Annotated in this window: 6 protein-coding genes, 1 pseudogene and 1 CRISPR repeat array; of the genes and pseudogenes, 4 read left to right on the top strand and 3 right to left on the bottom strand. The window is 56.7% G+C overall.

Annotated features, from left to right (window positions below; genetic code table 11):
* Positions 1-181 precede the first annotated feature (181 nt).
* Positions 182-901 (top strand): photosystem II biogenesis protein Psp29, encoded by a 720-nt coding sequence (gene psb29 / locus NW828_RS12800; RefSeq protein WP_414384254.1) that lies wholly within the window; start codon positions 182-184, stop codon positions 899-901.
* 9 nt (positions 902-910) lie between these two features.
* Here psb29 and NW828_RS12795 read toward each other — a convergent pair whose 3' ends face one another.
* A complete protein-coding gene (locus tag NW828_RS12795) occupies positions 911-1,615 on the bottom strand; it encodes an esterase/lipase family protein (protein ID WP_011432154.1) in 705 nt (234 codons plus the stop codon).
* Positions 1,616-1,618: 3 nt separating this feature from the next.
* Positions 1,619-2,143: a GNAT family N-acetyltransferase gene (locus tag NW828_RS12790; RefSeq protein ID WP_414343795.1), complete on the bottom strand. Its 525-nt coding sequence runs from the start codon at positions 2,141-2,143 to the stop codon at positions 1,619-1,621.
* A gap of 79 nt (positions 2,144-2,222) precedes the next feature.
* A CRISPR array of direct repeats spans positions 2,223-3,557; the repeat unit is 36 nt; unit sequence GTTTCCAATTTCTAGGGATCCCCCCGAAGGGGGAAC.
* 356 nt (positions 3,558-3,913) lie between these two features.
* Between NW828_RS12790 and NW828_RS12785 the strand changes: the two genes are divergently transcribed.
* Positions 3,914-4,978 (top strand): spermidine/putrescine ABC transporter substrate-binding protein, encoded by a 1,065-nt coding sequence (locus NW828_RS12785; protein WP_414384252.1) that lies wholly within the window; start codon positions 3,914-3,916, stop codon positions 4,976-4,978.
* A 62-nt stretch (positions 4,979-5,040) separates the two neighbouring features.
* Positions 5,041-5,211, top strand: coding sequence for a chlorophyll a/b-binding protein (locus tag NW828_RS12780; RefSeq protein WP_414331192.1), 171 nt, complete (start codon positions 5,041-5,043; stop codon positions 5,209-5,211).
* A 182-nt stretch (positions 5,212-5,393) separates the two neighbouring features.
* Here NW828_RS12780 and NW828_RS12775 read toward each other — a convergent pair whose 3' ends face one another.
* Entirely contained in the window at positions 5,394-9,968 is a 4,575-nt protein-coding gene (locus NW828_RS12775) for a GAF domain-containing protein (RefSeq protein WP_414384250.1), read from the bottom strand.
* A 547-nt stretch (positions 9,969-10,515) separates the two neighbouring features.
* Between NW828_RS12775 and NW828_RS12770 the strand changes: the two are divergent.
* A pseudogene (locus NW828_RS12770) lies at positions 10,516-10,664 on the top strand (RNA-guided endonuclease TnpB family protein); the annotation flags it as partial.

The following is a 10,664-nucleotide window of genomic DNA, read 5'->3' as shown; positions in this document are numbered from 1 at the left end:
CACGGGCGGTCGGAAGCAGGAACCCGCCGAGACGACTGCGCAAGGAGCCATCCATGCGCAGCGTGGTAGGAATCTCCAGCCTTCAGGCCGGGGAGGATGTCAACACAGCTTGCCCTCAGGGTCAGCACAGGTGAGAATAAAAAAACAGAGAAGCCATCCTCAAGCTCATTTTTGTCTGCCTGTGAATCCTGTTCGCACCCTCTCCGCCACCAAAGCGGCCTTTTTCAGCGCCTACCCTCGCCCGATCAACGCCGTCTATCGCCGGGTGGTGGAGGAGTTGTTGGTGGAGCTGCACCTGACCACCGTCAACAGCACCTTCGTCTACGATCCGTTTTTTGCCTTGGGGCTGGTCACCCTCTACGACGGGCTGATGGAAGCCTATCACCCCCCTGAGCAGCGAGAAGCCATTTTCAACGCCCTCTGTAAGGCTCTGCACCTCAAGCCGGAGGTGTTGCGCAAGAATGCCCGCGATCTGCTGGAGTTGATGGGAAGCGGGGATCCCCGTCAAAGACTTGATCTCCTCTGTCTCAAGCCAGAGGCGGAAGATGTGGGTGGGTTGAAAGCCATTTTGGAGCGCATGACTCAGCCGCCCTACGCCTACAGCCGGGTCTTAGCTGTTGGCCTTTACACAGCCTATGAAGTTGTGGCCAAGTCCCTTTACGAAGAACCAGAAGAACGCACCCGCCGCTTTTTGGAGAATGTGGTGAGCAAGCTGCCCTTTTCAACAGAGCGGGTGAGAAAAGATCTGGAGCTCTATCGCAGCAGTTTGGATCGCATGAAGCAGGCGCGGGCTGTGGTCGAGGAGATGGTAAAAGCCGCCCGGCGTCAGCAGGAACGCCGCCAATCGGCCGCCTCTTTGCCCGAGACTGCCCTCGGCGACCCAAGCAAGCCTGGCGGCTAAACCCCGGCCCTAAGCCAGATACTGAGCCCAAGTTTCCACCACCTCGGGGGATCCATACCAGCGCCGTCCACCCCGACCGGAATGGTAGCAGTTGGGCAGAGTGAGGTTAACAGCCCCCTGCAGGTGGGCAGCCTCGATGGGGGTAATGCCATCGCCCCACAATTCCCCCTGTCCAGCCGTGAGCCAATAGCTGTTGTAGGCCAGCCAAGCCAGATAATGCTCCTGTCGCCACAGGGATCCCAGACTCAACCTCTGCCCCTGGATGACCCTGCCCGCCACGCACACATATTTGACCTCGGGCCAAAAGGCCCCCGGATAGTGGGTGTTGACAAAGTCCAAATTGCGCTTCGTCCAGCGCTCCCGGCTGGTGTGGGGGGATCCCAAGCTAATCAGCGCAGCGACCTGCTCCCGCCCTTGCCACACCTGTCCCCCATAGGGCACGGATCCCAGGTAGATGCGGGCAATCCAGCCGCCGGCGGAGTGGGCCACCAGGTTAACTCGGTCAACCCCAAACTCAGCGCAGGTCTTTTGGATGGTCTCTCGAAGGGCCCACAGGATGGGAGTGACAGGCCTTCCCCCCAGCGTGGGAAACCAACTGCGCACCTGCAACGGCACCACCCGTGCCGCATAGCCGCGGGCTTCCAGCTCTTGGCGCAGGGGCTCATACTCCGACGCACCCGCCAGATAACCGGGCAAAATCACCACAGGGGCCATACGCTAGCGGGGATACCAGAACATGCCTTTGATCCCCTCAGGGTCGGCGGTGAAGCCCAGCCGTTCGTAAAAGCTGACCACTCCCTGATCGGCAAAAAGGGTGATGTTGCTGATGTCTCGGGCGCGCAGCTCGTGGATCACCTTTTCCATCAGCCGCTTGCCCAGACCCCTACCCTGGAAATCGGGATGAACCACCACATCCCAAATGGTGGCATTGAAAGCGTGGTCGGACGTTGCCCGGGCAAAGCCGATGAGGCGACGGTAGCTGCCCCGCTGCTGCCACATCGACACCACCAAAAAGCTGTGCTGCAGGGCTTTTCTCACCTTGTGAATGGGGCGACGCGACCACCCCACCGCATCGCAGAGCTCCTCTAGCTCGTACAGATCCAAGTTGGGATCCAAGCTGAAGAGGATTGTCTCCCCTCGTACCACCACCGTTTCCTGGCGACGGTCGGCCCTAGCTGTTTGCGCCGGCTCTTTGGTTGTAGCAGCTCCTGCTGACCCGAACAGGCCCTTCCAAAAACTCATGTGAATCGCTGCCGAGTGAAAGCTCACCCCTACTTTGGGTGAGCGTGTCCTCAGTATAGCCAGGATCGGTGGCGGAATTGTTTCCAATTTCTAGGGATCCCCCCGAAGGGCGAACTCAGGGCTGTCGGATAACTTTGAGTCCTGATGCAGATAGTCGTTTCCAATTTCTAGGGATCCCCCCGAAGGGGGAACACGAATGCTACCGCGACATAGTCGGAGATCCCATTAGTTTCCAATTTCTAGGGATCCCCCCGAAGGGGGAACAGGAAATTACTCCGAACAGTATTTTATGGTACTGCAGTTTCCAATTTCTAGGGATCCCCCCGAAGGGGGAACAACTCGAGGCTCTGCGGAAACGCAACCTCGAATCTGCGGCGAAAGAGTTTCCAATTTCTAGGGATCCCCCCGAAGGGGGAACTCTCCTGGGTGTTCTTTATCCCGATAGAAGGGAGGAGTTTGATGTTTCCAATTTCTAGGGATCCCCCCGAAGGGGGAACACTAACAGCATTCGCGAGTCCTACGAAATCCTCAGAGAGCTGTTTCCAATTTCTAGGGATCCCCCCGAAGGGGGAACATACTCGGTCGCGTGAGTTGGATCGACTCTGGTCGCTTTGTACGGTTTCCAATTTCTAGGGATCCCCCCGAAGGGGGAACCTTTGTGCGAGCAAGGCTCGTAACCAACTCGCTTCGCGAAGCCAATGAAGTTTCCAATTTCTAGGGATCCCCCCGAAGGGGGAACCAAACTTATCCTGGACACCCACACCGAACCAGTTTTGGTTCTTTTCCAATTTCTAGGGATCCCCCCGAAGGGGGAACAGCACAAAGTAGTGGGGGTGGTACGCACCGTACCCCTCTATGACGTTTCCAATTTCTAGGGATCCCCCCGAAGGGGGAACGGCGTCTAAGAGTCATCGAATACTTCGGTAGAGCACCCGTTTCCAATTTCTAGGGATCCCCCCGAAGGGGGAACGTTGATGGAGGACAACTCCAATGGACGAACTGATTAACGTTTCCAATTTCTAGGGATCCCCCCGAAGGGGGAACAATCCGAGATGCTTTGCTAGAGCGTTCAAGGATTTATGCCCGTTTCCAATTTCTAGGGATCCCCCCGAAGGGGGAACGTACCATTGCCTTATCCGTTTTGAGAGCTATCTTTGACAGTTTCCAATTTCTAGGGATCCCCCCGAAGGGGGAACTGCCTAAGGAGGATTCTATGTATTTCAAATGTCTAGTGTTTCCAATTTCTAGGGATCCCCCCGAAGGGGGAACTACGAGGACGCTGATTTGACTGTGGTCGGGATCGTCGGTTTCCAATTTCTAGGGATCCCCCCGAAGGGGGAACGTACGAAGTAGTCCATTACAACGGTCGTCGGCTGTTGTTTCCAATTTCTAGGGATCCCCCCGAAGGGGGAACTCCACCCCTATTAAACCCAAGCAGGGCAAGGAATGCAAGACCCATTTGCGAGGGATCCGGAAAAAAGTCGGCAAAAAGAGCTGCGGCGAGGGGGTTTTGGGGCTGGAAAGCCTTGTGGCGCAAGGCATCGAGGGATCCGACGAAAGAATCGGCCTTTGCGGCTTTTGGCGGATCGCTCGCGGAGGCGTTGATACCGTTTGGGTGTTGTCTTGGAAACAAGGGTGAGTACCCGAGCCTCAACCGGAGTTTGCGGGGCTTGGCGATTGCCCAAGGCGTGCCTCCTAGCCGCGGGTGTAGCCGGCTGGGGGATGAAAGCAGATACGATGTTTTCAACTTTTCACAGTCGGAGAAATCTCATGAAAAAGTGGATTGCCTCGGCTACAACCCTACTCTGCTGTGTGCTTGTCCTGGTTTTGTTTTGGCCCCATGTTACCTCTGCCCAGGGGCAGACTCTCAACCTCTACATCTGGTCAGAATACATCGATCCCGACATCCTCACTGCCTTTGAAAAAGCCACCAACAGCCGCGTGGTGGTCAGCGTGTACGAATCCAACGAAGACATGGTGGCCAAACTGCGGGGGGGAGGCACCAGCCAGTACGACATTGTTGTTCCCACCGACTACATTGTGCCCAACATGTTGGAGCTGGGACTGCTGCAGCCTCTCAACAAAGAATTGATCCCCAACCTAAGCAACCTGGGCGAAAAATTTGTCGGCCTGCCCTTTGATCCAGAAAACACCTACACCGCCGCCTATCAGTGGGGCACCACCGGCATTGGCTACCGCAAAGACCGCCTGCCCGAAAACTTTGAACGCTCTTGGGGACTGATTTTCGACCCGCAGCAGCAGTATGGCCCCTTTGTGATGATCGACGAGATGCGCTCCATGATCGGCGCTGCTGCCGTTTACCTGGGCTTCGATATGAACACCACCGTTCGCTCCGAACTGCAGCAGATCCAGCAGCTTTTGATCGACACCAAGCGCCGCAGTGCCGGCCTAATTGGGGGCGTGGGGGGCAAAAACCAACTGGTTTCTGGAACGGCCAATGTAGCCATCGTCTACAGCGGCGATGCCCTGCAAGCTGCCGAAGAAAACCCCAACATCGGCTATTTTGTCCCCCGCGAGGGTGCCCACATTTGGCTGGATGTAATGGCCATTCCCGCCCAGGCCCCCAACCCCGAGCTGGCCAATCGCTTCATCAATTTCATCCTGGATGCTGAAGTCGGCGCTCAACTGAGCAACCACAACCGCTTCGCCACCCCCAACGCTGCAGCTCTGCCCATGATCAACCCAGAAGATCGGCAAAACCCGGCCATCTACCCTGACGAAGAGGCCCTTGCCAAACTCACCTACCTTAAAGTGCTGTCAGGGGAAGAGCTGCGCCTCATCGACGCCCTCTGGACAACCGTGAAAAGCAGCTAGGGATCCCTTGTTAGCTCTCGACACAAAACTTGACAATTTTTAATATCTGAGCCACATTAAAGATGTCACCCGTTGATGGAGCTAAAACCATGGAGAACCAAGAAGCTAAGTTCGGCTTTACCACCTTCGCCGAAAAGTGGAATGGCCGTTTGGCAATGCTGGGCTTTGTGATTGGCGTTGCGACCGAGTTGCTGACCGGCCAAGGGATCCTCTCTCAAATTGGCCTGATGTAATCCCAGTAGACCCAAGACACTGCTGTAGATCTTTGCTGTAGATCTTTACAGGCCTGGCTGCGGCCAGGCTTTTGCATCGCTTCCGAATGCAACAGGCATGAAAATTTCTGCTGCATTGCTTCCTAACTCCCCTCTCTCTGGGAGAGGGGGTGGCCGCGGAAGCGGCGCCGAGCCTTTGGAATCTATCCTTCCAGATCTCGCAAGTACTGGCGGATATCAGCCAAGATGCGTTCTAGGTCTTCTGGGGCCTGCAGAGCCCGTGCCCATTCATGACCACCTTGGGATCCCTGCTGGGCCAGCGCTACCCCCAAGTGCTCCAGCTCGCGAACCACTTGGCAAAAAGCGTTGGCTCCCACGTTGGAGCTGGCTCCTTTGAGGCGATGGGCGATCCGCCGCATTCCTTCTGCATTGCAACCGGCAATAGCTTGGCGCAATTGCGGCAGCTGGTCTTCACAATCTTGGATGAACACCTGCAATAGCTCTCGCTGAAACCCCCGATCCCCGCCGGAAACCTGATCCAGGTAGGCAGAGTCGATGGGATAGGGCAAGGTGGGAGAAGAGGGATCCCGGCTCTCAGCGGGGGAAGCTGGAGAGGCTGCTTCAGAAGCGGCTTGGTTGGAGGATCCCCCTGCAGACTGGGCAATCACCTGGCTCCAGTGGTTGAGCAACCTTTGCAAATCTTCCTTCAGCACCGGCTTGCTGAGATAGTCGTCCATGCCTGCCTGCAAGCAGCGCTCCCTATCCTCCTGCATGGCGTTGGCCGTGATGGCAATCACCACTGTGCGGTGGCCGGATCTCCGTTCCTGTTGGCGTAGGCGGCGGGTGGCCTCGTAGCCGTCCATCACCGGCATTTGGCAATCCATGAGAATAAGGTCATATCTGACCTGCTGCAGGAGATCCAATACCTCCTGACCATTGGCCACCACATCGGCCTTGTAGCCCAAACTCTGGAGCTGGCGCAAAGCCACCTTTTGGTTGACGGGGTTATCCTCTGCCAGCAAAATGCGCAGCGATTGACGGGGACGATCCTCCCTGGGGGTCGTCTGAGGGAGGACGGGACTCATTCCCAAGAGCGAAGTGGATAAACCAGAAGATTTCCCCAGGGCCATGACCAGCGCTTCCTGCAGACGGCTTTGTTTTACCGGCTTAACCAAGTAGGCGGCAAAGCCGATTTCGGCAGCGCGGCGGGAGTGCTCCCCCAGTCCCAGGGAGGTCATCATCACCAGTTGCGTCTCGGCCAGTTGCGGATCTGCCTTGATCCAGCGGCCCAAGGTCTCCCCATCCACCTCCGGCATTTGCATATCCAAAACGACCAGGGGGAAGGGTCTGCCCTCGCGAACGGCTTGGCGCAGTTTGTCCATAGCCTGATAGGCATTTTCGGCCTCTTCCACCACCATTCCCCAAGCCGCGGCCTGGCAGCGCAGGATCTTGCGATTGGTGGCATTGTCGTCCACCACCAACAGCCGCTTGCCCTGCAAATCCACCGGGATGCGAGCAGAAGGCTGGGCAAGCTGCTGGACGTAGGGCTGCCGCTCCAGAGTCAGCTCGACGCTGAAGGTGCTGCCCTGTCCCTCCTGGCTTTGCAACGAGATGGTTCCCTCCATCAGTTCTGTCAGTTGTTTGCAGATGGCCAAGCCCAGTCCCGTGCCCCCGTATTTGCGGGTGGTAGAGGCATCCACCTGGCTAAACGGTTGAAACAGCTTGCTCTGCGCCGCCGCCGGGATCCCGATTCCGGTATCTCTCACCGAGAGCTTGAGGTGGACATGGGTAGCGGTTTCTTGCAGCACCTCTGCTTGGATCACCACCTCTCCTCGGTGGGTGAACTTAATGGCGTTGCTTACCAAATTGTTGAGGATTTGCCGTAGTCGCGAGGCATCTCCCCGCAGGTAGCGCGGCACTTCCGGCGGCATAAGCACCGCCAGCTCCAATCCCTTGGCGTGGGCAGTGGGGGCAAACAGATCCGCCACCTCCTCCAGACACGAGCGGAGATCGAAATCCAGGATCTCCAGCTCCATTTCCCCGGCCTCCAATTTGGAGAAGTCCAGGATGTCGTTGATGAGGGTGAGCAGCGCATCGCCGCCGACGCGGATGGTCTCTACAAAGTCCCGCTGTTCTGCATTGAGGGGGGTCTCCAGCAGCAGGCCCGTCATCCCCAGTACCGCGTTCATGGGGGTGCGGATCTCGTGGCTCATGGTGGCCAAGAAGCTGCTCTTGGCCTGGGCAGCCTGCTCTGCTGCTTTGCGGGCCTGCTCCAGCTCCAGACTGCGCTTTCTCTCCCGTTCCAAAAGGGCTGCCTGGGTGAGGGCAACGCCAATTTGGTTGGCCAACTGCGACAGCAGCTCCATCTCAAACGGCTGCCACTGACGCGGGCCAGAGCACTGGTGGGCCAGCAACAACCCCCACAACTGCTGCTCCAAAAACAGCGGCACCACCAAGTTGGCCCTGACCTGCATTTTTTGCAGCAGCTCTAGGTAACAAGGCTCCAGTCCTTCACTTTCCACATCGCTAACAACGCGAACGCGGCCCTGGCTGTAGAGCTGGGCGTACTTTTCCTGAAAACAGGGATCCTCGATCACCTCTCCCATCAAGGAGGGGATCCCCGGCTGAGTTTTCTCGTTGGAGATGATCCCAGAACCATCCGGCTGGAAGCGGTAGACCAAGACTCGGTCGGCTTTGAGCAGGGCTTGGATTTCTGTTACCGCCGTCTCTAGGATCTCGGCGACATCCAAAGATTCGCGGATCTTCATGCTGAGATTCGCCAGCAACTGAGCCCGCCGGCTCTGGCGCTCCAGCTCTTCGGCAGCTTTTTTGCGCTCGGTGATGTTGCGGAAGATGCCCCGCGTAGCCACCATCACTCCATCTTCAAAGCGGCAGTTGACATTGCCCTCCAACCAAACAGTTTCACCAGTGGCCGTGAGGAAAGCTGTCTCTACCCTCTCCAGTTTCTCCCCTGCTAGAAGCTTCTGGAAAAGAGCCTGGCAGTGCTCTCGGCAGTCGGGATGGAGAATGTCGAAGAGGGTCATTTGATAAACTTGAGCTTCGTCATAGCCCAAGGTCTCTTTCCAAGCGCGGTTGACATATAAAAAGTGCCCTTCAGCATCCACGCTTTGGATGAGGTCAGTGGCATTTTCAAAGAGATCCCGGTAGCGCTCTTCGCTTTCTTTCAAGGCCAGCTCCGCCAGCTTGCGGTCGGTGATGTCGATGCCAGTGCTCATGAGAAACTCTGCCTCACCGTTGGCACCGATTAAGGCGGTATTGGTCCAGGCAATCAGCCGCAGTGCCCCTTGCTTGGTGCGCCAAAAGTTCTCATGGCGATTCAAAAAGAGGGAATGATTGCCCTTGAGCTGTTCAAAAGCTTGCTTTACACTGGGCACGTCCTCCGGTGGGATCAAACCCACCTCCCACAGTAGCCGGCCCCTGACTTCCGCCAGCGAGTAGCCAGAGAGTTGCTCGGCGGCCCGGTTAAAGCGCAGGATGCGCCCTTCCGGATCCAGGACCACTACCAACGCCCCTGCTGTATCGATAACTGCGTTGGTAAAATCTCGCTCTTGCTTGAGGGATCGCTCTGCCTTTTCCCGCTCGGCACTTTCTCGGCGAATGAGGGAGTAAACAGCAGCCAAGATGCAGTAGATAAACGTTAGACCCGCTAGCAGGATGGCATTGGTGCGGCTCCAGGCTATCTGAAACTGATCGCTACTTTGCTGCAGCCGGCGGTGATCTTCCTCTCCTAGCGACGCTACCACGTCGACAATCCGCTGCCTCAATTTTTCCTCTTCCTGACTTTGCAGCGCTTCTTGAACCGCAGATAGCTCCCCTTGCTTCCTCAGCTCAATCAAATCATGGTTGAGTTTCAGCCACGGCGCCAGCAGCAGCTCTAGCCGGCTCAGGTGCTCTTGCTGCACGGGATCCAAGGCCGCAAATTCCTGTAGCCGATCCAGAAGAGCAAACAGCGAATCGGTGCTTGTCTGATAGCTCCGTAAGAAGCTCGCATTGCCTGTAAGGAGATAGCTGCGCTTGTGGACTTCTGCGGCCTGCACTTCTCTTAGCAGCTTCTCTAGAACCTCGTGCTTTTCTAGAAACTGGGTTACCTCCCTGTTGATCTGGGGCAGACGGGAAGCAGCGCGGTGGGCGGAGTAGGCGATCCCTGCCAAGATCAGGGCAGCCAGGCCAAAACCGGCGGTAACTTTGAGGAGAAAGCGGTTTTTGCGGGCAGGTTTAGTATCCCCCGACTTAGGCAGCAGAGGCGTCTGAGCCAGTTCCCTCAAAGTACGGCGCAGCTCCAGTTGGGCCACCACCTGATGGGCCAGGGCTTGTAATTGCTCCAGTTGTTCTGGGGTCAGGTGCCGAGGCTGATAATCGACAACGCAAAGCGTGCCCAGGGCCTGCCCTTCTGGAGTTACCAAGGGAATGCCAGCGTAAAAGCGAATGTGGGGCTCTTGCGTAACAAGCGGGTTGTCGGCAAAGCGCGGATCCTGAGTGGCATCGGGCACCACCAGCGGCTCTTGGGGAGACAAGATGGCGTGGGCGCAGAAGGCCACATCCCGTGGGGTCTCCTGCACATCGACGCCGAATTTGGCTTTAAACCACTGGCGGTGTTCGTCGATAAGGCTGACCAGAGCAATGGGCGTGCCGCAGATGTGGGCAGCCAGCCGCACGAGTTCGTCAAAGCTGTTCTCAGGAGCGGTGTCCAAAATCTGATACTGCCGCAGGGCAGCCAGCCGCTGCTCTTCGTTGGGAGGGAGGGGGGCCTTAGGCATAGGTCAAACTAAGCGGAGAGAAAGGGATCCCGATCCACCGATCTTGGAGGTCGATAGTCTCAAGGTAAAAGAGGTAACCCCAGCATAACTTCTAGATCCCATCTCTCGAAAGCTACAGGGATCCGATCCCCAAACCAGCTTCCCGTTGGTTCAGTTCGCTACATTTTCACCACGCCTGCGTCAGCTACTCTAGCTCCTGCAAACGAGCCAAAATAAGGGTCTGAGCCGTGGCCCGTCCAGAGCCGCCGCGGGCAGAAGGGAAAAAAAAAGACTTACCGGATCCCAGTTTCAGTATTTATACTGATGTCAAAGATGAGAAAGCTCAATAAGCTTCCTCTAATGCATTTGGTTTCACTTACCCTATAAATAATCAAATCCTAACATTTTTAAGCAAGCTTCGAGTTGAAATTTCTCAACGGAAGACTTACTATAGAGCGACGAGCTTTGTAAAGGGGGAATACTCTCAGCTAGAAATCGCAGGAGCCCCGCACTGTACCCGTAGGGTCGGTGTCGGGAGGAATGCGCTTTGATGAAGTACAATGAACTTATGAGCCAAGTCCTGACCATATCCTGCAAGCTCAAGGTGTCCCCGTCGCAAGCCGCCAAATTGGACGCGACGATGGATGCCTTTGTACAGGCATTGAACTGGGTCAACCAGAACACGCCGGAGAAGATCGTCAACGCGGTCAAGCTGCA

Source organism: Synechococcus sp. W55.2, from assembly GCF_047461635.1.
Taxonomy (GTDB): domain Bacteria; phylum Cyanobacteriota; class Cyanobacteriia; order Thermostichales; family Thermostichaceae; genus Thermostichus.
Note: the sequence above shows the minus strand (reverse complement) of the source record. Positions and strands in the feature narration are given on the sequence as shown.